The organism is Bacillus sp. SRB_331 (assembly GCF_003264175.1).
Classification (GTDB): domain Bacteria; phylum Bacillota; class Bacilli; order Bacillales; family Bacillaceae_G; genus Bacillus_A; species Bacillus_A mycoides.
Genome location: NZ_NADV01000021.1, coordinates 79313 through 103778, shown reverse-complemented (window position 1 = coordinate 103778; position 24466 = coordinate 79313). Strand labels below are relative to the sequence as shown.

The 24466-nt window shown below is 34.4% G+C and carries 20 protein-coding genes; 14 read left to right on the top strand and 6 right to left on the bottom strand.

What is annotated here, in order from left to right; all coding sequences use genetic code 11:
• Positions 1 to 37 precede the first annotated feature (37 nt).
• Positions 38 to 247 carry a KTSC domain-containing protein gene (locus B5P42_RS14550; RefSeq protein ID WP_002085762.1) on the bottom strand — a complete coding sequence of 70 codons (210 nt, stop codon included), beginning with the start codon at positions 245 to 247 and terminating at the stop codon, positions 38 to 40.
• A 466-nt stretch (positions 248 to 713) separates the two neighbouring features.
• Here B5P42_RS14550 and B5P42_RS14545 point away from each other — a divergent pair, with 466 nt between their 5' ends.
• Complete coding sequence (locus B5P42_RS14545) at positions 714 to 3140, top strand: PBP1A family penicillin-binding protein (protein ID WP_113734508.1); 2427 nt, start codon at positions 714 to 716, stop codon at positions 3138 to 3140.
• A gap of 82 nt (positions 3141 to 3222) precedes the next feature.
• Here B5P42_RS14545 and B5P42_RS14540 read toward each other — a convergent pair whose 3' ends face one another.
• On the bottom strand, positions 3223 to 3501 hold the full coding sequence (locus B5P42_RS14540) for a hypothetical protein (protein ID WP_002136183.1): 279 nt from the start codon (positions 3499 to 3501) through the stop codon (positions 3223 to 3225).
• 238 nt (positions 3502 to 3739) lie between these two features.
• On the opposite strand from B5P42_RS14540, the gene B5P42_RS14535 reads away from it, so the two are divergent.
• The 7 genes from B5P42_RS14535 to B5P42_RS14500 all read left to right on the top strand — a co-directional run bounded on the left by B5P42_RS14535 (position 3740) and on the right by B5P42_RS14500 (position 13586).
• Complete coding sequence (locus tag B5P42_RS14535) at positions 3740 to 4885, top strand: MFS transporter (RefSeq protein ID WP_113734507.1); 1146 nt, start codon at positions 3740 to 3742, stop codon at positions 4883 to 4885.
• Positions 4886 to 5730: 845 nt separating this feature from the next.
• A complete protein-coding gene (gene mmgD, locus B5P42_RS14525) occupies positions 5731 to 6852 on the top strand; it encodes a citrate synthase (protein ID WP_113734506.1) in 1122 nt (373 codons plus the stop codon).
• A 98-nt stretch (positions 6853 to 6950) separates the two neighbouring features.
• The gene (gene prpD / locus B5P42_RS14520; RefSeq protein ID WP_113734505.1) at positions 6951 to 8387 is read left to right on the top strand and encodes a 2-methylcitrate dehydratase; all 1437 of its coding nucleotides are present in this window, start codon (positions 6951 to 6953) and stop codon (positions 8385 to 8387) included.
• A gap of 18 nt (positions 8388 to 8405) precedes the next feature.
• Complete coding sequence (prpB, locus tag B5P42_RS14515) at positions 8406 to 9314, top strand: methylisocitrate lyase (protein WP_113734504.1); 909 nt, start codon at positions 8406 to 8408, stop codon at positions 9312 to 9314.
• A gap of 155 nt (positions 9315 to 9469) precedes the next feature.
• Positions 9470 to 11179 carry an acyl-CoA dehydrogenase family protein gene (locus tag B5P42_RS14510; protein ID WP_033713290.1) on the top strand — a complete coding sequence of 570 codons (1710 nt, stop codon included), beginning with the start codon at positions 9470 to 9472 and terminating at the stop codon, positions 11177 to 11179.
• Positions 11180 to 11195: 16 nt separating this feature from the next.
• Positions 11196 to 12086, top strand: coding sequence for an NAD(P)-dependent oxidoreductase (locus B5P42_RS14505; RefSeq protein WP_113734503.1), 891 nt, complete (start codon positions 11196 to 11198; stop codon positions 12084 to 12086).
• Positions 12087 to 12125: 39 nt separating this feature from the next.
• Entirely contained in the window at positions 12126 to 13586 is a 1461-nt protein-coding gene (locus B5P42_RS14500; RefSeq protein ID WP_002127280.1) for a CoA-acylating methylmalonate-semialdehyde dehydrogenase, read from the top strand.
• A 96-nt stretch (positions 13587 to 13682) separates the two neighbouring features.
• Here the strand turns inward: B5P42_RS14500 and B5P42_RS14495 are convergent, their stop codons facing one another.
• Both B5P42_RS14495 and B5P42_RS14490 read right to left on the bottom strand, forming a co-directional pair.
• Complete coding sequence (locus tag B5P42_RS14495; protein ID WP_085960726.1) at positions 13683 to 14315, bottom strand: LysE family translocator; 633 nt, start codon at positions 14313 to 14315, stop codon at positions 13683 to 13685.
• Between the two features lie 159 nt (positions 14316 to 14474).
• A complete protein-coding gene (locus B5P42_RS14490; RefSeq protein WP_113734502.1) occupies positions 14475 to 15527 on the bottom strand; it encodes an enoyl-CoA hydratase/isomerase family protein in 1053 nt (350 codons plus the stop codon).
• A gap of 350 nt (positions 15528 to 15877) precedes the next feature.
• On the opposite strand from B5P42_RS14490, the gene B5P42_RS14485 reads away from it, so the two are divergent.
• From B5P42_RS14485 to B5P42_RS14470, 4 genes are all read left to right on the top strand, one after another.
• Complete coding sequence (locus B5P42_RS14485) at positions 15878 to 16135, top strand: hypothetical protein (protein WP_002012747.1); 258 nt, start codon at positions 15878 to 15880, stop codon at positions 16133 to 16135.
• Positions 16136 to 16319: 184 nt separating this feature from the next.
• Complete coding sequence (locus B5P42_RS14480; protein WP_002085739.1) at positions 16320 to 16559, top strand: DUF2584 family protein; 240 nt, start codon at positions 16320 to 16322, stop codon at positions 16557 to 16559.
• A 15-nt stretch (positions 16560 to 16574) separates the two neighbouring features.
• A complete protein-coding gene (locus B5P42_RS14475; RefSeq protein WP_002012752.1) occupies positions 16575 to 17732 on the top strand; it encodes an exonuclease SbcCD subunit D in 1158 nt (385 codons plus the stop codon).
• A complete protein-coding gene (locus B5P42_RS14470) occupies positions 17729 to 20818 on the top strand; it encodes an AAA family ATPase (RefSeq protein ID WP_113734501.1) in 3090 nt (1029 codons plus the stop codon). Before B5P42_RS14475 ends, B5P42_RS14470 begins: the two co-directional genes overlap by 4 nt.
• A gap of 160 nt (positions 20819 to 20978) precedes the next feature.
• Here B5P42_RS14470 and B5P42_RS32005 read toward each other — a convergent pair whose 3' ends face one another.
• Positions 20979 to 21152 carry a hypothetical protein gene (locus tag B5P42_RS32005; protein WP_002031929.1) on the bottom strand — a complete coding sequence of 58 codons (174 nt, stop codon included), beginning with the start codon at positions 21150 to 21152 and terminating at the stop codon, positions 20979 to 20981.
• A 336-nt stretch (positions 21153 to 21488) separates the two neighbouring features.
• On the opposite strand from B5P42_RS32005, the gene B5P42_RS14465 reads away from it, so the two are divergent.
• Positions 21489 to 21788: an ArsR/SmtB family transcription factor gene (locus B5P42_RS14465; protein WP_002012759.1), complete on the top strand. Its 300-nt coding sequence runs from the start codon at positions 21489 to 21491 to the stop codon at positions 21786 to 21788.
• A gap of 63 nt (positions 21789 to 21851) precedes the next feature.
• On the opposite strand, the gene B5P42_RS14460 is transcribed toward B5P42_RS14465, so the two are convergent.
• Positions 21852 to 22037 (bottom strand): YkvS family protein, encoded by a 186-nt coding sequence (locus tag B5P42_RS14460; protein ID WP_002012762.1) that lies wholly within the window; start codon positions 22035 to 22037, stop codon positions 21852 to 21854.
• A gap of 693 nt (positions 22038 to 22730) precedes the next feature.
• Here B5P42_RS14460 and B5P42_RS14455 point away from each other — a divergent pair.
• Complete coding sequence (locus tag B5P42_RS14455) at positions 22731 to 23933, top strand: L-lactate MFS transporter (protein ID WP_002085734.1); 1203 nt, start codon at positions 22731 to 22733, stop codon at positions 23931 to 23933.
• Positions 23934 to 24466 lie beyond the last annotated feature (533 nt).

Below are 24466 nucleotides of genomic sequence, written 5' to 3'. Positions count from 1 at the left end.
AAAAGAAAGNNCTTTCTTTTTTGTATGTCAATCAAGTTTAAATTTTAGTATAGCGGTAAGAATTTTTAATATAAGTATTATGATAATAACTTTTAGAGTGGGCGTTTAATAAACCGGTGTAAATGCTTTCTGGCACATTAAAGAAATCATACATACCATTCTTTAGTTGAATACGTAAAATCATAGAAAAAGGATTATAGCCAACAGCAACTAATTTTTTTGAAATAACGGGAGATAGCTTCATCATTACGCAACTCCTTATTTTTCATTTTAGATGGTTTCTTGTAGAGAAGGGGATTGTCGTGTTGAAATCCTAATAATTAAAGGAGTATTATACTTATATGCAATATATTAAATGTTTGTTATACGTAATTATAAGGAAGTTCACACGAAGTACATATCGTTGTGCTATTTTTATTTCACCTTTGATTTATAAATAAGAAAATATTGACCATTTGAAAAAAAGGTATATTATTTATACGAGGTATTAAAAATTCACTTCTTACATTCTATGCTTTAAGGGGCAGTATTATTAGAAAAAATAGAAGTGAAAATAGTTTGTATAAGAAGTATTCTAAAATGTATAATCTGTGAATTGGGAAAATATTGAATGCTCCAGGTCAATATACTTTCTTGATTAAATGTATTTGGGAAAGTGACCTCAATATTTTCAAGTAAATCAACGGGAGAATTGAAAGGCAGGAGAAAGTAACATGTCAGAAAATTATCGTTCTCGAGAGGAGCGACGACAAGTTCAAAAGAAAAAACAGCCAGCTTCTAAAAAAACAAAACCAAAAGGTAAAACATCGTTTTTCCGTAAATTTTTAATCAGTTGTTTACTACTTGGTATTGTAGGTTTAGTGGCAGGGGTTGCTACCTTTTTCGTAATGATTAAGGATGCACCAAAACTTGAGAAAGCAAAACTTGTTAATCCGTTATCCTCAAAAATCTATGATAAAGACGGGAATTTGGTATATGAATATGGGAAAGAAAAGCGGACGAATGTTACGTATGATCAAATCCCTAAATTGGTAGAAAATGCATTTTTAGCAACAGAAGATTCGCGTTTTTATGAGCATAGCGGAGTAGATTTTAAAGGTACTGCTCGTGCAGTTTTAGTTAGTCTTAAGGGAGATTATGGCTCTCAAGGTGGTAGTACGATAACGCAGCAAGTTATTAAAAATTACTTCTTATCGATGGAAAAAACGTCAAAGCGTAAGGTTCAGGAAATATATTTAGCGTACAAGCTAGAACAACAATATTCAAAACATGAAATATTAGAGATGTATTTAAATAAAATTAATTTAGGTAACCGTTCATATGGAATCGCAACAGCAGCACAAAACTACTACGGTAAGGAATTAAAAGATTTAACTTTACCAGAAGTTGCGATGCTTGCCGGTTTACCGAAAGCACCGAATAACTATGATCCAACGAAAACAGAAAATGTTCAAAGGGCAACAGAAAGAAGAAATACTGTACTAAACTTAATGAATCGACATGGTTATATTACAAAGGCAGAAATGGAAGAAGCCTCAAAGGTTAAAGTAACAGATGGGATTAAGACTGCAACTGTACAAACAATGCCATATACTGCATTTATGGATGCAGTAGTGAAAGAAGTAGAAAAAGAAATACCAGATGTTAATATTGGATCTGACGGTTTAGAAATTTATACAACTTTAGACACAAAAGCTCAGGATGCTGCCGACAGGATATTAAATGATAATATTATTAATTATCCAAATGATAAGTTCCAAGGTGCTTTCACATTTATGGATACAAAAACTGGAGAAGTTCGCGCTATAGGTAGTGGGCGCGGTGAAAATAAAGCAGTATTTAAAGGACATAATATGGCGATTGAATTAGATCGTGCAGCTGGTTCAACGATGAAGCCAATTTTTGACTATGCTCCTGCAATTGAATATTTAAAATGGGCTACGTACCATCAAATTGATGACTCTCCATTTAAGTATTCAACTGGCCAAGAAGTGAGAAATGCAGATAGAAGTCATTTAGGGCCAATCTCAATGCGTGAAGCACTAACAAAGTCACGTAATATCCCAGCTATTAAAACAGCTAAAGAGGTAGGTATTAGTAAATCGAAAGAGTTCTCTGAGAAATTAGGGATTACATTTAATGTAGCACCGACAGAATCAACAGCGATCGGTACAAATGAAGCGTCACCAACTGAAATTGCAGGTGCATATGCGGCATTTGGGAATGACGGTAAGTATACGAAGCCGCATTTTGTTAAGAAAGTAGTTTATCCAGATGGCAAGTCACAAAGTTTTGGTCAAAAACCAAAACAAGTTATGGCCGATTCTACAGCATATATGATTACTGATATGCTTCGTTCTGTAGTTACATCAGGTACTGGTACATCGGCAAATGTGGCCTCTTTAGATGTAGCTGGTAAAACAGGTACAACTAACTATTCTTCAAAACAACTAGCACAATATGGAATTCCAGAAAGTGCAACTCGTGATAGTTGGTTTGCAGGATATACACCGCAATATACGATGGCAGTATGGACTGGATATATGAAAGATGGTAAAGACGAGTATATTAGTAGTAAAAATACGAAAATTGCACAGTTGATCTTTAAAGAAATGATGAGCGATATGGCTACAGATAAATCACGCTTTAAAATGCCAAGTAGTGTTATTCAAGAAGGTAGTGAGTTACGTATAAAAGGTGAAAAACGTGATTCATCTCCAAATACGAGCGTACCGGATAAAACTGAACAACCAAAACAAGACCAACAGCAAAAAACTGATGAAGAGAAAAATCAAGAGGAATTAAAGAAACAGGAAGAGCAAAAGAAACAAGAAGAGCAAAAGAAGCAAGATGAACTTAAGAAGCAAGAAGAGCAAAAGAAACAAGAGGAACAGAATAAGCAAAATGAACAAAACAATGGAAATGGTCAAGGAACTCCAAATCCACCGAACAACGGAAATGGTCAAGGAACTCCAAATCCACCAACCACTGGAGGTGGTCAAGGAACTCCAAATCCGCCAACCACTGGAGGTGGCCAAGGAACTCCAAATCCACCAACCACTGGAGGTGGCCAAGAAACTCCAACCCCACCAACTACTGGTGGGAACATAGGAGAGGCTCTTTCCAATAATGGACAATAAATAATGCATTTTAAAAGCACCAAAGGTACCGGGAAAAACGGTTTCTTTGGTGCTTTTTGTATTATAAAGAGTAATATTATTTTTAAATGTTAAAAGTACCATAGAAATTTTGAAAGTAAATTGATGGGAAATGATAAAAAATTTGAGTTGGCGGTATTGGATAACTAGGGCCATAAAAAGTAGTACTACTCGGGTGTGTACCATGATGCCAAAATGAAGGGGTGACTTGGTCAGTCGATTGATATTGTTGCCAAGCGGCAGGAAGTTCGATACCAACATCAGAACTAGCTGTATGAACGGCAGGAACATGTATTGAGGGAGCTGCTGGGACAACGGCGGTTATTCTTGGTGATACCCACATGAAAACGATCACTCCTAAGTTTCAATGATAAAGTAGTATATTCTTTTAATGCTTATAAAGGTACATATAGATAGGATTTTCGGTTAAAACATACGTACAAAGTCGTAAGACCAATGTGAATTGATGGTGGACCATTTATTACGAAAAGATACGCCTATTAGCGGAGGGAAAAGGAATATGAAACATATACAATGGATGTGTTAATCGTAATATTTTACGTGTTTATGGAGGGATTTTAATGGAACGATTATGGACGAAATCATTTATAAAAATGACTATCGCGATGTTATTTTTATTTACGGGGTTTTATTTACTTGTTCCAACGCTCCCGCTCTTTATTAAAGAGATTGGTGGAAATGAATCGCAAGTTGGACTGATGATGGGAATGTTTACAATAGCGGCAGTTGTAATACGACCGATTATTGGAGGTATGTTAGATCAATATGGTAGAAGATCTTTTATTATTTTCGGACTCATATTTTTTGGGATAACGATGTATTCGTATAATTTAGCATCGACTATTGTCCTTTTAGCCGTTTTGCGCGTTATTCACGGAGTGACGTGGGCTGTTTCTACAACAGCAGTTGGAACAGCGATAACTGATATTATTCCAGATTCACGTCGTGGTGAAGGGATGGGCTGGTATGGCATGGCGATGACAATCGCGATGGCAATTGGCCCGATGATTGGATTATGGGTTGTACAAAATTATTCATTTCATGGTCTATTCTTGTTAGCAACTCTTTTATCCTTTATGGCAGTCGTATTATCGTTAATAACGAAAATGCCATTCACGCCACAAAAAGAAAAAGGGAAAATTCAGCTGTTTGAAAAATCCGTTTTATCAATAACGGTTGTTGTTTTCTTTTTATCATTTGCATATGGAGGAATAACAACATTTTTACCGTTATTCGCGTCATCAATTGATGTGAATCCTGGGACATTCTTTCTTGTATATGCAATTGTTTTAACAATTGTACGACCTATTTCAGGAAAACTATTAGATAAGTATGGAGAAGTTTTTATCATACTTCCGGCACTATGTATTACTATTTTAGCGATAGTTGTACTAACGATTTCAAATGGTTTGATAGGTGTAATGATTGCAGCGGCATTATATGGTGTTGGATTCGGTTCAGCACAGCCCGCTTTGCAAGCAACGATGCTGACAATTGTTGATCCTAGTAAAAGAGGAGTTGCTAACGCTTCATTCTTTACCGCATTTGATTTAGGGATTGGATTAGGTGCGATTTTACTTGGAGTTGTTTCACAAATGTTTGGTTACCGTATTTTATTTGTTGGTAGTGCAATTTCTGGATTAATAGCTTTAATTCTTTTCGTCGTTTTTGTAAAACAACGATTAGGAAAAAAGGATTTTGCGTAAACAGGAAGAACGAAGGTGAAAATTTCAATTGAACATGATGCTCTACGATGGTTTAAGGAAGAATTGCGTATAAAGTATGATGAATCGATTTGATTTATCCCGCTATTTGTGGGCAGTAAGACTCCCATCTCAAAATTCGGCTAGAGCAAAGAAGTTAGGCGGAAGCCCTGCTGCCCGTAAACGCCCGATTGGTGTGGGCTAATGATGAACAAAACCCCCCACTGATTAAAGTTTCACTTTATTGTAATGTGCGGAGGAAATAGTGCAATTCATCTAGGATATTCTTTAGGAATTGTTTCTGAGAAACCAGTTCGGGAAATAGTGTCAGTTGGGAAAGACGGTATTTTATTTTTTATAGATTTTGATAATCTTTCGTACTTTCAAAACTATGATTTAGTTGTAAGCTATCGTAAAGAAACGGAAGAAATTTAATTTAATTATGTAAAATAATAATTTTATTAAAAATAAATAAATTTTATATAAGAATTATATTTATGGGAATATGAAATAAATATTATAGAAAACGAGCTGTGCATGAGTGCAGCTCGTTTTTTATGTTTGTTAAAGAAAAAGAGATTAAAGGTATATTTAGTGGGATTATATGGATAATTGTTATATTTCGTTTTAGAAAATTATAAAAGGATGTCTGTCCTTTCTTTATAAAAGATGAAAGTTATTTTTGAAAAATTGTATTATTACATCGGTAAAAGTATAGGAAACTTATCATTATAAAATAAATTGAAATCTTCTAAAAACTCTGATACATTGAAATAGAAATGTAGTTTCACAGTATTGTAAAGGCTTACAGTTATGTGCACGAAGATCTATTAGGATTGGAGGAAATAATGATGAAAGCTGAAGGAAAATTTTCCCCGGGATTAGATGGTGTAGTAGCAGCGGAGACGAAAATTTCGTTTCTTGACACAGTAAAAGGTGAAATTGTAATTCAAGGGTATGATTTAATCGAACTCTCAAAAACAAAAGAGTATTTAGACATTGTGCACCTTTTATTAGAAGAACATCTACCGAATGAGGATGAAAAAGCAACAATTGAAAAGAAATTAAAAGAAGAATATGCAGTGCCAGAAGGTGTATTTAATGTGCTAAAGGCATTGCCTAAAGAAACACATCCTATGGATGGGTTACGTACAGGTGTGTCTGCATTAGCTGGTTACGATAGTGATATCGAAAACCGCTCGTTAGAAGTGAATAAAATTCGAGGGTACAAGCTTTTAAGTAAAGTGCCAAATATTGTAGCGAATAGCTATCATATTTTAAATAATGAGGAGCCAATTCAGCCCCTTGAGGAATTGTCATATAGTGCGAATTTCTTCTATATGTTAACTGGTAAGAAACCGACTGAACTTGAGGAGAAGATCTTTGATCGTTCCCTTGTTTTATATAGTGAACATGAAATGCCAAACTCTACATTTACAGCGCGTGTAATTGCGTCAACACAATCAGATTTATACGGTGCTCTAACAGGTGCGGTTGCATCTTTAAAGGGAAGCTTACATGGCGGTGCAAATGAAGCTGTTATGTACATGCTTTTAGAGGCTGGCAATGTTGAGAAGTTTGAAGAGTTATTACAGAAAAAACTATATAACAAAGAAAAAATTATGGGCTTTGGACACCGTGTTTATATGAAGAAAATGGATCCAAGAGCACTTATGATGAAGGAAGCTTTAAAACAGCTATGTGATGTAAAAGGTGATTATACACTATATGAAATGTGTGAAGCTGGAGAGAAAATCATGGAGAAGGAAAAAGGCATTTATCCGAATCTTGATTATTATGCAGCACCAGTATATTGGATGCTTGGTATCCCAATTCAACTGTACACACCAATCTTCTTTAGTTCTAGAACAGTAGGACTATGTGCGCACGTTATTGAGCAACATGCAAATAATCGCTTGTTCCGTCCACGTGTAAATTATATTGGCGAGCGACATGTACTTAGTAAATAAGAACAACTGGGGAGTTGTTAGCGCCGCCCGCCAGATGGGTGTTTGACCGACACCCATCATTAATAATAACGAATTTTCGACAGAAAGGGAAGAATAGCATGATTAAAACTAATGAAATTAAACAAAAAGATGCATTATTAGAAGAAATTACGGACTATGTATTAAATAAAGAGGTTACAAGTGCAGAAGCATTCAGTACGGCCCGCTACGTATTACTTGATACACTTGGATGTGGAATTTTAGCACTACAATACCCAGAGTGTACGAAATTATTAGGACCAGTTGTACCAGGAACAATCGTGCCAAATGGTACACGTGTACCAGGAACATCTTATGTGCTAGATCCAGTAAAAGGCGCATTTAATATCGGATGTATGATCCGTTGGTTAGACTATAACGATACTTGGCTTGCAGCAGAGTGGGGACATCCATCTGATAACTTAGGCGGAATTTTAGCAGTAGCAGATTATATTAGCCGTGTTCGTATTTCAGAAGGAAAAGAAACATTAAAAGTACGTGAAGTATTAGAAATGATGATTAAAGCACATGAAATTCAAGGCGTGCTTGCGTTAGAAAATAGCTTAAATCGTGTTGGTCTTGACCATGTATTATATGTAAAAGTAGCAACAACTGCAGTAGTTGCGAAAATGCTTGGTGGAACGCGTGAAGAAATCTTTAATGCATTATCACATGCGTGGATTGATAATTCTAGTCTTCGTACATATCGTCATGCTCCAAATACTGGTTCACGTAAATCATGGGCAGCAGGAGATGCGACGAGCCGCGGTGTTCATCTTGCAATGACTGCTTTAAAAGGTGAAATGGGTTATCCAACAGCTTTATCTGCACCAGGATGGGGATTCCAAGATGTGTTATTTAACAAGCAAGAATTAAAATTAGCAAGACCGCTAGAATCTTATGTAATGGAAAATGTATTATTCAAAGTGTCATTCCCAGCAGAATTCCATGCACAAACAGCTGCAGAATGTGCAGTGAAATTACATCCGGAAATTAAAGAAAGATTAGATGAAATTGATCGTATTACAATTACAACTCATGAATCAGCAATTCGTATTATCGATAAAGAAGGTCCATTAAATAACCCAGCTGATCGTGATCATTGTTTACAATACATTACAGCAATTGGTTTATTAAAAGGAGATATCGTTGCGGACGATTATGAGGATGTAGTAGCAAATGATCCACGTGTAGATGAATTACGAAATAAGATGGTTGTTGTTGAAAACAAACAGTACAGTTTAGATTATCTTGACCCGAACAAGCGCTCAATCGCCAACGCTGTTCAAGTTCATTTTAAAGATGGTACTGTAACAGAAAATGTGGAATGTGAATACCCACTTGGTCACCGTTTCCGTAGAGACGAAGCGATTCCAAAAGTTGTTCAAAAATTCACTGCAAATATGGCAGGTCATTATTCTAGTAAGCAACAAGAACAAATTCATGAAGTTTGCTTAAATGAAGAAAAACTAGAAAATATGAATGTAAACGAATTTGTAGATCTATTCTTAATTTAATAATAGGGGGAATTTAGAATGGCTTGGGTTGTGAATAAACAGTCAACACAAGAGGAGCTTGCGAATGGCTTCCGAGCTTTAGTAGAAGCAAATGATATTTTGCAAATTCCAGGTACTCATGATGCAATGGCGGCTCTTGTTGCGAAAAATACAGGTTTTTCAGCTCTATATTTATCGGGAGCTGCTTACACTGCAAGTAAAGGGCTACCAGATTTAGGCATCGTGACGTCTACTGAAGTAGCAGAGAGAGCAAGGGATCTAGTAAGAGCTACAGATTTACCAGTTCTTGTGGACATTGATACAGGATTTGGTGGAGTACTAAACGTAGCGAGAACAGCTGTAGAAATGGTAGAAGCGAAAGTAGCTGCTGTTCAAATTGAAGATCAACAATTACCAAAGAAATGTGGACATTTAAATGGTAAGAAACTTGTTACTACAGAAGAATTAGTTCAAAAAATTAAAGCGATTAAAGAAGTTGCACCAAGCTTATATATTGTAGCACGCACAGATGCTCGCAGTGTAGAAGGCTTAGATGCCGCGATTGAAAGAACGAACGCATATGTAAAAGCAGGGGCAGATGCAATATTCCCTGAAGCGCTTCAATCAGAAGAGGAATTCCGTCTATTTAATAGTAAAGTAAATGCACCTTTATTAGCGAATATGACCGAATTTGGGAAAACGCCATATTATAGTGCAGAGGAATTTGCGAATATGGGCTTCCAAATGGTTATTTACCCTGTAACTTCACTTCGAGTTGCCGCGAAAGCGTATGAGAATGTGTTTACTTTAATTAAGGAAACAGGTTCTCAAAAAGATGCACTTTCTAATATGCAAACGAGAAGTGAATTATATGAAACAATTTCATATCATGACTTTGAAGAATTAGATACTGGTATTGCAAAAACAGTATTATCAGAAGATCAATAGATAAAACAACTAGGGCGATGAGAATACATCTTTGGCAAAATGAACTGCTTGATGTGAAAATTCATCGCCTTCTGTTTTCAATAATAAGATATTCCACTCATCGTAGACGAGCATATGCAAAAAGCAATGAAGGCCGAAATGATAGGGGGATTCAGATGGAGAAAACGAAGTTACCATGGGATGAATTTTTTTCACTCAATAAAGATGTGAATAATACTTTCTTTACACCAGAAGATTTTTCAGGGGATGAAGATTTAATTGCAAAAACGACAGAACAATTCGTTAAACAAGAAATTGTCCCGCAAATTGAGAATATTGAACAACATAACTATAAAGTTTCTCGCCAATTATTTGAGAAAGCTGGGGAACTTGGATTATTAGGCATTGAGGTACCAGAAGATTATGGCGGATTCGAGTTAGGAAAGGCTGTCTCAGGTCTTGTAGCAGAGAAAATGGGTTACGCTGGTGCATTTAGCGTTTCTTTTAATATACACGCCGGTGTAGGTACATTGCCTTACATATATTATGGAACGAAAGAACAGAAAGAAAAATATTTACCGAAAATCGCATCGGGAGAATGGATTGGGGCTTATGCTTTAACTGAGCCAAATGCTGGTTCTGATGCATTAAGTGCAAAAACGAGTGCAGTATTGAATGAAGATGGTACTGCTTGGAAGTTGAATGGTGAGAAGCAGTGGATTACAAATGCTCATATGGCAGATGTATACGTTGTTTTTGCGAAGACAAATAAAGGAATGACAGCGTTTATTGTCGAAAGAACATGTGAAGGTGTATCAATAGGATTAGAAGAAAAGAAGATGGGGATTAAAGGATCTTCAACAGCGACGCTTATTTTAGAAGATGTTGTCATCCCCGCTGAAAATATTTTAGGGGAAGTTGGGAAAGGGCATCACGTAGCTCTTAATATTCTTAACTTCGCTAGACTAAAACTTGCTTTTGGAAATATTGGAACAGCAAAACAAGCAATCGGTTTGTCAGTTCAATATGGAAAAGAGCGAAAACAGTTCCAAACGGAATTAGTAGATTTTACGATGATTCAAGAGAAAATTGCCAATATGATTATTTCTACATATGGAGCAGAAAGTGCAGCTTACCGTACAGCGGGTGTAATTGATGAAGCAATTCATGAGAGTGATGAAGATCTTATGAAAAAAATGTCCCAATTTGCAATTGAATGTGCACTGAATAAAGTAAACGCTTCTGAAACACTTGCTTATATCGTAGATGAAGCTGTACAAATTCATGGTGGTTACGGTTATATGCAAGAATACGAAGTAGAACGATTATATCGTGATGCTAGAATTAGTCGTATTTTTGAAGGAACGAATGAAATTAATAGATTAACAGTTGCAAAAATGTTAATGAAGCAAATCGAGCAAATAGAAGATGCTGAAGTAGAAATTGATGTAGCAAATGTAGAAAGAAACCATCGTTACATTTTATTAGCGAAAAAATTGTTGAAACAATCTTTGAAAACGCTCTCTAAAACTCCAGGAATAAAAATTGAGCAAGAGCAAGAATATTCACGCGTATTATCAAATATGTTGACGGACGTGTACGTCATGGAATCAGCATTTTTACGTACGAGGAAAGCAGTTAGTAAAAATGGTGAGGAAAAAGAGCGTACGAAGCAAATGATAACAGGTGTTATTTGTGAAGAAGGATATCGTAAAGTAGAAGAAGCTGCGATTTCCATTCTTTCAGCAGCTGTCACAGAAGAACAAAATAGACAAGAAATATTAGCTGAAATCCGTCAATTATTAGTGCCTTTATACTCAAACTTATTTACGAAAAAGAGAGATATTGCGAAAGTTATTATAAATCGCGGGAAATATATTGTGTAAATAGGAGGAAAGCGATATGAAAAAGATTGGTTTTATCGGTTTAGGTAACATGGGTCTTCCAATGTCTAAAAATTTAGTTAAATCTAGCTACACAGTATATGGAGTGGACTTGAATAAAGAGGCGGAAGCTTCCTTTGAAAAAGAAGGAGGAATTATCGGCCTATCAATCTCAAAACTAGCAGAGACATGCGATGTGATTTTTACAAGTTTGCCTTCACCTCGTGCTGTGGAAGCGGTATATTTTGGGGAAGAAGGATTATTTGAAAATAGCCACTCGAATGTAGCTTTAATTGATACAAGTACAGTATCTCCACAATTAAACAAACAATTAGAGGAATCGGCGAAGGAAAAGAAAGTAGACTTTTTAGCAGCACCTGTTAGCGGTGGGGTAATTGGTGCAGAAAACCGTACATTAACGTTTATGGTTGGTGGATCGAAAGAAGTATATGAAAAAACTGAATCTGTCATGGAAGTACTTGGAGCGAATGTTTTCCATGTTAGTGAGCAGATTGATAGTGGTACAACTGTTAAATTAATTAATAATCTATTAATTGGTTTTTATACAGCTGGTGTGAGTGAAGCTTTAACATTAGCGAAAAAGAACAATATGGATTTAGATAAAATGTTTGATATTTTAAATGTAAGTTACGGTCAAAGTAGAATTTATGAGCGTAATTATAAAAGTTTCATTGCATCAGAAAATTATGAGCCAGGCTTTACTGTAAATTTATTAAAGAAAGATTTGGAATTTGCGATAGAGTTAGCTAAAGAAAGTGAACTTCACTTACCAGTAAGTGAGATGCTATTAAACGTATATGAAGAAGCGAGTGAGGCAGGATATGGTGAAAACGATATGGCTGCTTTATATAAGAAAGTTAGCGAACAATTAATTTCTAATCAAAAATAGTGCACTTATAAAAACCATGATAAAAAAGGAGAGAATATAATGATTACAACTGAAATTAAACGAGTGAAAAATCATATTAATGGCGAATGGGTAGAATCTACTGGTACGGAAGTAGAAGCGGTTCCGAATCCAGCAACTGGAAAAATCATCGCTTATGTTCCACTTTCTCCAAAAGAAGATGTTGAAAAAGCTGTTGAAGCGGCAAAAGCGGCATACAAAACATGGTCTAAAGTTCCAGTTCCAAATCGTTCAAGACAACTATACAAATATCTACAACTGTTACAAGAAAATAAAGATGAGCTTGCAAAAATCATTACGCTAGAAAACGGTAAAACGCTAACGGATGCAACTGGTGAAGTACAGCGTGGTATTGAAGCGGTAGAACTTGCAACATCAGCACCAAATTTAATGATGGGACAAGCTCTTCCGAATATTGCTAGTGGAATTGATGGATCGATTTGGCGCTACCCAATCGGAGTTGTTGCTGGTATTACACCGTTTAACTTCCCGATGATGATTCCATTATGGATGTTCCCACTTGCAATTGCTTGCGGTAATACATTCGTATTAAAAACATCTGAAAGAACGCCACTTTTAGCTGAGCGACTTGTAGAGTTATTCTATGAAGCTGGTTTTCCAAAAGGGGTATTAAATTTAGTACAAGGCGGAAAAGATGTTGTAAATAGTATTTTAGAAAATAAAGATATTCAAGCAGTTTCGTTTGTTGGCTCTGAGCCAGTGGCACGCTACGTATATGAAACTGGTACAAAAAATGGTAAACGTGTACAAGCGTTAGCAGGTGCGAAAAACCATGCAGTTGTTATGCCAGATTGCAACCTTGAGAAAACAGTACAAGGTGTAATTGGTTCTGCGTTTGCAAGTAGTGGAGAGCGCTGCATGGCATGTTCAGTAGTAGCAGTAGTTGATGAAATTGCTGATGAATTCATTGATGTATTAGTAGCGGAAACGAAGAAGTTAAAAGTAGGTGACGGTTTCAACGAAGATAATTATGTTGGACCATTAATCCGTGAATCTCATAAAGAACGTGTTTTAGGCTATATTAATAGTGGTGTAGCAGATGGAGCAACTTTACTAGTAGATGGCCGTAAAATCAATGAAGAAGTTGGAGAAGGTTACTTTGTTGGTGCAACAATCTTTGATGGTGTAAATCAAGAAATGAAAATTTGGCAAGATGAAATTTTCGCTCCAGTATTAAGTATTGTAAGAGTAAAAGATTTAGAAGAAGGTATTAAGCTGACAAATCAATCGAAATTTGCGAATGGTGCTGTTATTTATACATCAAATGGAAAACATGCACAAACATTCCGAGACAATATTGATGCTGGTATGATTGGTGTAAACGTTAATGTTCCAGCACCAATGGCATTCTTCGCATTTGCAGGAAACAAAGCTTCATTCTTTGGAGATCTTGGTACAAATGGTACGGATGGCGTTCAATTTTATACACGTAAAAAAGTTGTAACTGAGCGCTGGTTTTAATAAAGTGAAATGATAATGAGTGGGGTGCATTCCCACTCATTATAAAAATAATACAAACGAAAATACACTACNNAGTGTATTTTCGTTTGTATTGTGTTAACTATTTCTTTCAAAGGCTAATTTAATACCAAACCCAATTAAGACGATTCCTGTAATCCCTTGAATATAACGCTGTGTCTTCGGTTTTTTCATAAAAGCACTAATTTTATCAATTAAAAATATATAAAAAGCAAACCAAATGACGGTTAAAATGAGATAAGTAAGTCCCATAACGAGAAGTTGTATAAATGTATTATGATTTGGATTTAAAAACTGTGGTAAAAAAGTTAAAAAGAAGACTGCAATCTTAGGGTTTAGTAAATTTGTAAGAAACCCTTGGCGAAAGCAAGAAGTATGTTTATTGTCATTATTTATTGGAACGTCATTTGTATTTAAGTCTTCTGTGTTTCTTACTGCTAAAAGGGCTTTAATACCAATATAGACTAAATATACAGCACCAACATATTTAAAAATAGAAAATAAAAGAGCAGACTTTACAATAAGTGCTGAAAGACCAATTACAGCAGCTAAAGTGTGAATTAAAAGCGCAACACAAGTACCAAAAACAGTTTTAACGCCGCCGATTTTGCCGGCAATCAATGTGTTTTTCGTAGCCATTGCTGTATCAGGACCGGGTAGAATAATAAGACATATAGACATAATAATAAACAGAAAAAAATTTTCCATAATGTTATCCGCCTTCCTTTTTTGTTTTTAGAAAATTCGATTAACGTTAGTTTAACATACATTTTAGTTAAATAAAATTAAATTATATTTAAAATTATTTAACTAAAAAGAAGAGGCCGTATAGAGTAGCTGAGAGTGTGCTACAATATATGGCCTCTTTGTTTAAGCGTTAAGTAAGTTAAAGAATCGATTTACATCTTCTTCTGAAACATCACTTAATTGTTTATATTTATAATTTGGATTTTGGTCTTTATCAACTACAACGGAGCGTACTCCTTCAAAGAAATCTTCATGTCGCATGAAGTTTTTAGCGAGTATAAGATCTGTCGCGAAACATTCTTCAACTGACTTTTCTTGGCCATCAATAAACTGTTTTAATGTTACCTTTAATGAAACAGGGGATTTGGATAATAGCTTTTCTTTCGTTGTTTGGGCAAATGGACTTTGATCTTTCTCTAACGATTGAATGATTCCCTCAATTGTATCGAATGCAAAATGCGAATTAATTTCTTCTACTGAAGAAGAAAGATTGCCATCTAAGTTTGGAGCAGTTGCAAATGTACGAATAACTTCTTTTAAATGAGTATGTACATCTTCTTTTTTCCAATTTACATTTTCAAGTGCGGTAAGGAAATTTGGTAATGAATCTGATGTCATAAAGTAATCAGCAGCGTTAATATATAATACATCAGGAGCTTTTAAAATAGATGCCGTTAAAGCAACATATCGACCAGTATATCCAGGCGCTTTATTTAAGAAATAAGCAGCACCGACATCAGGGAAGAAACCGATGTTCATTTCAGGCATTGCCCACTTCGTACGCTCTGTTACAATTCGATACGTCGCTCCATTTGTCAGACCGACACCACCGCCCATTACAATTCCATCTAAACAAGCGATAATTGGTTTTTTGTATTGATAAATAAATGTATCAATTTCATATTCTTCTTCAAAAAACTGCTCTGCATGTTGTAATGCAACTTCGTTAGAACGTGCTTCGTATAGCGTTTTAATATCACCACCTGCACAAAAACCTTTCGTCCCAGCTCCTTTTAAAACGATGAGTTCAATACGCTCATCTTGCTCCCATTCTTTAAGTTTTTTCCCAATTGGTTGTAACATGTCATAGGATAAAGAATTAAGTGCTTTTGGACGGTTTAAAGTAATAGATGCAACGCCGTTTTCGCTAACAGAAAATAAAACGTGTTCAGTCATTATAAATCCTCCCTTACTTATCTTTCTATTCTTATTTCTTGATACATACTGAAATGTCCTCTATAATTTTTGTCTAAATTAGGTGCTTAGTGTTAGTATTTATCGCATATTTTGACGAGTTATATTTGCAGGATTTCAGAGAATGAAGAGGAATATTACAACATTACTGTAAGTGCTATTATTTGAAAATGTCGTGTTGAAGGCGCTATTATATGTATAACTTATATTGAGTTAGTATACGTGGCGTAAATTAAAGAGTTGATGTAGAAAAAATTAAAAGGCTGAATTATCTAACTTTTAAAGAGCGCGGGGTTTGTATATAATTAGAAATAGAGAAAGGAGAGATCGGAATGCCAGGACCTTTACTATTGTCGGTTATTATTTTGTCATCTCTTATGGTAGGAATTACACAGTATTTTCATCATACAGATACGACAGAAGAAGTGAAGGCTAAGGTACGTCTCGTGTTTCCGATTTTTATAATATCTATTTCCATATGCTTTTTATTAAATAAAGATGGGTATGTTGTGGCCGTATTTGCGTTTTTTGTAGCGATTGTCTTAATAACTGTATTGTACTACGTTATGAAAGAGTACTTACAAAAATAAGGATGCCTGAAAGGGCATTTTTATTTTTGTAGATTAATAATTTCACATACCGTATTTCATATAAAAAAACATAAAATATTTATAATTAAAAAAGTATGTACATCACGGTGTATTTACTTGTCAATCTTGCATGACCACTATACTATTAAAATGTAGAGATTAGAAAAAAGGGGTTGTATCTAGCATGAAATTTGAGATGCATACAAAAATTATTTCAAATGAAAAAGAAGTAAGATTACATATAGAAGATAATTTATTTCAATTAATTTTAGATGGTTATCATCTATTTACTATTCAAGAAATATTGCCTTTATATAAATCAAACGAAGAAAGAATCGGTAGTGCAATTGTCCAAAAGTTAGAATGGGAGAACGGAAAAACTACACTAAACTATCAGCTTGTTTCACTACAATCAGTAAACTAAAAGGAGAAGGGTAATATGAAGTTTTTTCATACAGCGGATTGGCATTTAGGTAAGCTTGTTCATGGTGTATATATGACTGAAGATCAAAAAATTGTGTTAGATCAGTTTGTACAAGCTGTTGAAGAGGAAAAACCGGATGCTGTAATTATTGCAGGAGATTTATATGACCGAGCAATTCCACCTACAGAAGCAGTAGACTTATTAAATGATGTATTACAAAAGATAGTTATTGATTTACAAACACCAATAATCGCAGTTGCAGGAAACCACGATAGTCCGGACCGCATACATTTTGGTAGTAATTTAATGAAAAAACAAGGATTACATATTGTTGGACAATTCCAGTTTCCATACAATCCTGTTGTTTTAAATGATGAATACGGAGAGGTTCATTTCCATCTCGTTCCGTATGCAGATCCAAGTATTGTTAGACACATATTGAAAAATGAAGATGTTCGTTCTCATGATGATGCGATGCGTATTTTTATGAACGAACTCTCTGAAACGATGGATAAAGAAGCGAGACACATATTTGTAGGACATGCATTTGTAACTTCTTCAGGAGAGGCAGAGGAAAATACGAGTGATGCGGAACGACCACTTTCAATTGGTGGTGCTGAATATGTAAATAGCCATTATTTTGATAAGTTTCATTACACGGCGCTTGGCCATTTACATCAAGCGCATTTTGTACGTAATGAGACAATTCGTTATTCAGGTTCACCACTTGCATATTCTATTTCTGAAGAAAAGCATAAAAAAGGATATTATATTGTGGAACTGGATGAAAAAGGTGAAACAACAATTGAAAAACGTTTACTTACACCACGTCGTAAAATGCGTACAGTAGAAGCGAAAATAGACGATTTATTGCTTCATCCAGTGAGTGAAGATTATGTATTTGTGAAATTATTAGATGAAAATCCTGTCTTGCAGCCAATGGAAAAAATACGTTCTGTATACCCAAATGCAATGCATGTTGAAAGATCTATTCAAAGACGAGAGTTCACAGATGAAAATGAAGTAACTGTTTCAAGACATAAAACGGATGATTTATCTCTTTTAAAAGCATTTTATAAAGAAATGAAAGGGCTAGATTTATCAGAAGAGAAAGAACGTCTATTTTTAGATGTTTTGCAAACAGTGCAAGAACGGGAAGGTGAGCGAGGATGAGACCGATTGAGCTTATAATGACCGCGTTTGGTCCATATAAACAGAAAGAAGTAATCGATTTTAAAGATCTTGGTGAGCATCGTATTTTCGCTATTTCTGGAAATACAGGAGCTGGAAAGACAACGATTTTTGATGCGATTTGTTATGTATTATATGGAGAGGCTAGTGGAGAAGAGCGCAGTGATACAAACATGCTTCGTAGCCAATTTGCTGATGATGATGTTTATACAAGTGTGGAATTAACTTTTCAATTAAAAGGAAAAAGTTATGAAATTAAACGACAACTGGGCCATAAAAAACAAGGAAATAAAACAATTACAGGACATGCAGTCGAATTATATGAAGTAATTGATGAGGAAAAAGTTCCATGTGTCGATCGTTTTCATGTAACGGATGTAAATAAAAAAGTTGAAGATTTAATTGGATTAAGTAAACATCAATTTAGCCAAATTGTCATGTTACCGCAAGGAGAGTTCCGAAAATTATTAACATCTGAAACGGAAAATAAAGAAGAAATACTACGCCGCATTTTTAAAACAGATCGTTATAAATTAATGCGTGAGATATTAGATCAAAAGCGTAAACAATGGAAAGACGTCTTACAAGAAAAACAAAAAGAACGTGAGCTATATTTCCGTAATGTATTTAAATTACCAATACGTGATGGGGCATTATTAGAGACATTAGTGGAACAAGAGCATGTAAATACACATCAAGTAGTAGAGGCATTAGAACAAGAAACAGTTTGGTACAATGCAGAGGTTGAGCAATTACACTTAGAACAAAATGACAAAACGAAACAATTAAAAGAAGCAGAGGCACGTTTTCATGCAGCAAAAGCTGTAAATGAGAAATTCAAAGATTTAGAACAAAAGAATGAGAAGTACAGTATTTTACAAGAAAACCGTGCCGTAATCGAAATGAAAGAAAAATCTTTTAAACATGCGGAACAGGCGAAGCGATTATTACCATTTGAGCAATGGTATGAGGAAGCGATGCAATATGAACAGCAGTCTGAAAGTTTGTTAAAACAGATAATCGCAAAAAAAGAGCATATAATGAACAGTTTTGCACTTGCTCAGGAGAAATATGAAGCATTAAAGAATAAGGCATCCGAGCGAGAAAGTGCTAAAAAACAAGTTCAAAGACTAGAAGAGTTACAGCCAATTATTGCATCATTAGCTGAGAAAAAGTTAAATTTGCAAAATGCTGAAATTCAAATAGGAAAATTAAAAGAAGGTATGCAAAAGTTAGATGAACAACTAGAAGCGCATAAAAATGAAAAACAAAGAATGTCTGGCGAATTACAGCAATTAGAAGCAGCGCTTGAACAATATGTAGCTAAAGTAGAAGAACTAACGAATATGCGAGAAGATGCAAAAGTATTAAAGCAGGCATATGATGTATGGCAAGAAAAACAAAAATACGAGCTAGAAAAAGAAAGTGCGTTTCATAAGATGCAACAGGCAGTTAGTACATATGAAAATATGGAACGCCGCTGGTTAAGTGAACAAGCTGGTATATTAGCTCTTCATTTACATGATGGTGAATCTTGTCCAGTATGTGGTAGTATGGACCACCCGAAAAAAGCTACAGAGCAAAGTAATGCAATTGATGAAAAAGAGTTAAATGAGCTAAGAGAAAAGAAAAATATTGCGGAAAAATCACATGTTCAATTAGAAGAAAAGTGGAATTTCTATCGAGTTCAATATGAACAAGTGATAGAAGAAGTGCTAAAGCGAGGCTATCGCTCAGAAGAATTAGTAGAAACATATAGTGCGCTCGTTCAAAAAGGGAAGCAATTAGCAGCAGAAGTTAATGCGTTAAAAGCAAGTGAAGAAACGCGTAAGCAAATTGCTGTGAATATAAAAAGCGTAGAAGAAAAAGTAGAAGAACTCCAGAAACAAAAGCGTGAAGTAGAAACTGTGCAGCACCGTACTGAAATGGAGTGTATGCAGCTTCGTACGTCATATGAACATGATAAGCAAAATATTCCGGAAAGCTTGCAAACGGTACAAGCTTGGAAAGTACAGTTTGACCAAGCTCTGCAAGAACTTAGGTTAATGGAAGATGAATGGGAGAAAGTACAAGAGGCATATCAACATTGGCAAAATGAAAATATACGTATTCAAGCAGAACATGATAATGCTTCTAATCAATTTAATAGTGCAAAAGAGAAGAAAGAAGAGACGTTCACACGCTTTATGAAAGAGCTAGAACAAAGCGGATTTACAGATCAATTAACATATAAAGAATCCAAATTAAATGATGCTGAGATGGATAAGTTACAACAAGAAATCCAAAGTTATTACTCATCTCTAGAAGTACTTACAAAACAAATTGAAGAATTAAAAGCAGACTTAAAAGATAAAGAGTATATGGACATTTCTTCATTAGATGAGCAAGTGAAAGAATTGGAAATTAGCCTTGATATTATTAAAGAAAAACGACAACGTGCTCAAAACGCCGTATCATATATTACGGATTTACATGAAAATATTAAACGAATTGATGAACAAATTCATGAGGAAGAAAAAGCATTCCAAGAACTTGTTGATTTATATGAAGTAATGAAAGGGGATAACGATAGTCGTATATCCTTTGAACGTTACATCTTAATTGAGTATTTAGAACAAATTGTTCAAATTGCGAACGAACGACTACGTAAATTATCAAATGGACAATTTTATTTAAAACGAAGCGAACGAGTTGAAAAGAGGAATCGACAAAGTGGATTAGGATTAGATGTATATGATGCATATACAGGTCAAACCCGAGATGTAAAAACATTATCTGGCGGTGAGAAATTTAACGCATCACTTTGCTTAGCACTTGGAATGGCAGATGTAATTCAAGCGTATGAGGGTGGTATTTCCATCGAAACGATGTTTATCGATGAAGGATTCGGCTCATTAGATGAAGAGTCATTAACGAAAGCAGTTGACGCCCTAATCGACTTGCAAAAATCAGGCCGATTTATCGGTGTTATTTCACACGTTCAAGAACTGAAAAACGCAATGCCAGCTGTATTAGAGGTAACGAAGCAGAAGGATGGTTGTAGTCAGACGCGGTTTGTGGTGAAATAAGCTTGTCAAATTGAAAGTATCTATCATTACTTTGAACATTGTACCAAATTGTTATAACGTTTTTTCAATTAAGTTCAAATGAATTTAATAATGTTTTTATATAAAGCCGTCTCTATAGTAGAGGCGGCATCTTTATTATTTAAAGGAATGAATGATGCAATTATGAATCATTTGAAGAAGGTGGCGTATTTGCCAAACGATTATAACTTTTAAAGGCTGAAATTGCAGATATAACACCACCTGTTAAAAATAAAGCTGAACCACCAACTAAAATAATACGACTGACATACGTTTCACGAGCTTCTTCAACTTGTTCTTGTAACGGTGTTGGCATATAAATTCCCCCTCAATAAGAATGTGTTTTGCAATAGTATATACAAATGCCTAAAATATGTTAAAATCACTGGATAGTATTATGAGGAAGTATATAGTTAGATGTGAATTGTTTGAAAAATCTTCATTATAAATTTATGCTAACTTCACATAGAGCACAAATTGAAATTGTATTATGTATATGTACCAAATAGATGAAATTGTATAGTATTGCTGTTTTTAAATAATCAAAATCCTATTATTTCTATATAAGGGTCTTAATTGTATATTTAGAGATAATATTTTATTTAGAAGCAGATTTTAATAAAAAGGAATTCAAATAAAAGGGGAATGTCTTATGACAACATATACGAGCGAGATAAAAAAAAGTTTAGTAACTGAAGAAGATGTGGATATTTTAAAAATAATGGCGCATCCAATACGATTACAAATTGTAAATGAATTAAGTGCACGCAAAACTTGTAATGTAACACAATTAACAGAAATATTGAATATTCCTCAATCGACTGTTTCGCAGCATTTATCAAAAATGAAAGGTAAAGTGCTAAGAGCTGAGAGAAGAGGGTTAGAAATTTATTATTATATTAATAATTTAAAAGCAAGCAAGATTGTTAGTGTTTTAGGATATGTAAATTAATGAATTGTTATTATACAAAATAGCCTCCGCTGTTAAGCAGGGGCTATTTTGTATTGTATTGTTTTATTTATTTGCATTTAAAATTTTATAGTTTTTATGATTTACAATTGTTCGGTCAAATTCAAAAGTACCACCGCTTACATCTGTGACTTCAACTAAGACCGATTCAGTGTATAGTTTTAGTACAGATGCTGTGATCTTTAAGTTATTTCGTTGAAATAGTATAGTATCGCCTACGTTTGCTTTCATAGTACCTCCTTATAAAAGTCAGAAATGTTTGTTTATTATATATATTAAACCACGTATAGATATATTAGTGAATGTTTAGTTTTATTTATCAATAAAATATTTGTTGTTTAGTAAAAATTAAAGTGCAACATTATGTATATGAATTATATATTTTCTGTTTTTATGTAGAAAATTGTAAAAAACGTTGTAATTTTGTATGTTTCGTTAGAAAAACAAGATATACGGAAGTGGAAATGGTGGGATTTTTGATTACAAGCATTGTAACGAGAAGCCAGATTACAAGACTATTAAATGATTTGTATTAAGAAATATAGACGCAACATGTTATAAAGCTGGGGAGTTAAAAAGAATATGGTGTTTTTTTGTTTGTATAGGATAATCAAAATTTTGAAGTCCAGCCATGGTGTAACAGGGCGCATAACTTTGTATAAAAGAGGATATGAAAACACACATAAGTCGTATTGATGTAAAACATTATAAAAACTACTACGTATTTAACAAGTAGTTTTTTGTATTTCACCCTTCGTTTTCTGTAACTGATTCCATATTTTTGACGCTCCATCTTGTAAGTGCTTACATAAGCGAAAACATCCTATACAATGAAGTTGTTAAGTCGAATGAGGTGGCGAAAATAAAAATAAAAAAAGTATATTTAGCGAATAGCATTGAAATAGAAAGAGGAGGAGAGATGGTATGAAAAAATCATCGGTTAATCCATGGCTTGTTGTCCTTGGAACAGTCATAGTACAAATGGGGCTTGGTACGATATATACATGGAGTTTATTCAATCAGCCCTTAGTGAGTAAATACGGTTGGAGTCTTAACGCTGTTGCTATAACTTTCTCAATTACTAGCCTGTCTTTAGCGTTTTCAACTTTGTTTGCGAGTAAATTGCAAGAAAAATGGGGACTTCGTAAACTTATTATGATAGCTGGACTAGCATTAGGAATTGGATTAATACTTAGTTCACAAGCTTCCTCATTAATATTGCTTTATGTACTAGCAGGGGTTGTTGTAGGTTATGCAGATGGTACAGCATATATCACTTCATTATCCAATTTAATAAAGTGGTTTCCAAAGCGTAAAGGTTTAATTGCTGGTATTTCTGTCTCTGCATATGGTTCGGGTAGCTTAATTTTTAAATATATTAACGCACAGTTAATTGAATCAGTTGGTGTATCACAAGCGTTTATATACTGGGGTTTAATTGTTACAGCTATGATTGTCCTTGGCGCTTGTTTAATCCATCAAGCTGCAGATCAAGGAGCAGTTCATGAAACAAAAACTCAGGAATATACAACGAAAGAAATGTTAGGCACAAAACAAGTATACTTATTATTTATTATGTTATTTACATCATGTATGAGTGGCTTATACTTAATTGGTATGGTAAAAGACATTGGTGTTCAACTTGTAGGGCTTAGCGCAGCGACAGCAGCTAATGCGGTGGCTATGGTTGCAATCTTCAATACATTAGGTCGTATTATTCTAGGACCGTTATCAGATAAAATCGGCCGTTTAAAAATCGTTACTGGTACATTTGTTGTTATGGCAGCTTCAGTCTTGGTTTTAAGTTTCGTAGATTTAAATTATGGTATCTACTTCGTATGTGTAGCAAGTGTAGCATTTTGCTTTGGTGGAAATATCACTATTTTCCCAGCTATCGTTGGTGATTTCTACGGTATGAAAAACCATAGTAAGAACTACGGAATTGTGTATCAAGGATTTGGATTTGGAGCGCTCGCTGGTTCCTTTATCGGTGCAGTTCTAGGTGGATTCAAACCAACTTTCATGGTGATCGGCGTATTATGTGTCGTATCATTTATTATCGCACTTTTAATCCAAGTGCCTAAGCAGAAAAAAGAAAAAGAAGAAGAGTATCGCAGTGTAGCGTAAGTATATAAATCTTCTTTAACACTATGTTTACTAAAAAGCACCCTATTTAATAGGGTGCTTTTTTATGAATTACAACATGTGGAATTTTCTAGAGGCAAAAAAATGAGTAAAGTATCCGTTTGGATTATATTGGAATATCATAAATTGATATATTATATTCGAAATACTTATTAAATCTTAAATTATAAACACGACATGCATCGGTAATTGCAAGATATACTTTCTCGATATTTTCAGAAAAATGTTGAGAAAATATATACTTGAGTTTTTGGTAAGGCTTTGTAAATGAAGGTATCTACAGTTTATCTTCTTCAATTTTAAAAAGAGGAGTACGAATTAAATTTTTTAATGTAAGTACTTATTAATGCTTTTAGATGTAATTGTATTGAGAAGTACTAAAATATTTTATCTGAAAAATAAAAATAGGTTGACAAGTCTATTGAGAAAGATTATCATTTCTATGTAAGAATATTAAATGAAAAACATTATCAATGAATAATATTTTGATGAAAAGTACACTTGACCAATTAGTT